This is a genomic window from Cysteiniphilum litorale (genome assembly GCF_003428165.1).
Taxonomy (GTDB): domain Bacteria; phylum Pseudomonadota; class Gammaproteobacteria; order Francisellales; family Francisellaceae; genus Caedibacter; species Caedibacter litoralis.
The window spans coordinates 1-1,001 of record NZ_QLIQ01000144.1; the positions used below are offsets into that span (position 1 = coordinate 1).

The window sequence follows — 1,001 nt, forward strand, 5'->3', positions numbered from 1 at the left end:
TCTCCATTAGCGCCCACCTTATGACTACCAGATAATCCACGCAGGGGTTTTTTGACACCCTCTATCCATTGCTGTGTTTCTTGGTTTTGCTGCATTTGTTGCTTTTGTGCCTCAAGTGCTTTTTTAAACGCTGCATTTTCTTTCTCAAAATTTTCACGTTGCGTCCGCAGCGTATCACTTAATGATTGATTATCTGTTTTCAGTTTATCCAATTGGCTGATCACCTCATCAATCTGGCGCTGCTGATGCGTCAACGCACTCTTATTATCATCCGCTGTAAACGTTGCCCCCTTAACTTTAACAAACTCACCCGCTGCACGTGTCGGGGAGTCCTCTGACGCAACTTTACTTTTGGGTGACAAAAACACAATAAAAAGCCATAACAGACCACCACCAACCCCAACCAATAACAAAAAAGTGAACAAGCGATTCTGCCCCGATGTGTTTTTCTGTAAGCTAGCAAAAGCCTCATCTTTAGTACTACCAATGACCGCATGATTGCTACGTGCTTTTCCTATTTTTTCTATTTTTTGCTCACTCTGGGCGTCCTTTTTATGTTGATCGTTATGCGCGTTTAAATCTTGTGTTTCTTGTAACTCTTCTGAATCTTTTGCCTCTTTTGCCTCTTTTGCCGCAACACTTTTATCAGGCGCCTGCTTGTCACGCCTACTGAGCAATTTAAAAAATTTAAAAAGTTTAAAAAAACTAAACATCACTTGCTCCCTCTTGAATTAAGGCATAAAAATAACCCACCTCGCCTGATGCCAACTGCTCTTTGGTTAAAGCTCCCGCCACCATCCCCCTTTGGTAAAACGTCTTAGGATGTAAGGTTATCGAGTGTCCATTGAAATTTTGAATCGCATACACAATACCCGTCAGTAATCCCCCTTTAAAAAGTCGCACAGGCGTATAACTCAATCCTTTTTGACTATTTTGTCTATCCATCACCTCTGACGGATTCTTTTGCTCTTTTTTACCCTCTTTTTTACCCTCATTTTCAA

Annotated in this window: 2 protein-coding genes; both read right to left on the minus strand. The window is 41.4% G+C overall.

The features are described from left to right. Positions 1–713 (minus strand): hypothetical protein (locus DNJ75_RS14940; RefSeq protein WP_150469036.1); only part of this gene is annotated, 713 nt, incomplete at its 3' end. After that, positions 706–1,001 (minus strand): type-F conjugative transfer system secretin TraK (locus tag DNJ75_RS14945; protein ID WP_157968415.1); only part of this gene is annotated, 296 nt, incomplete at its 5' end. The genes DNJ75_RS14945 and DNJ75_RS14940, both read right to left, overlap by 8 nt.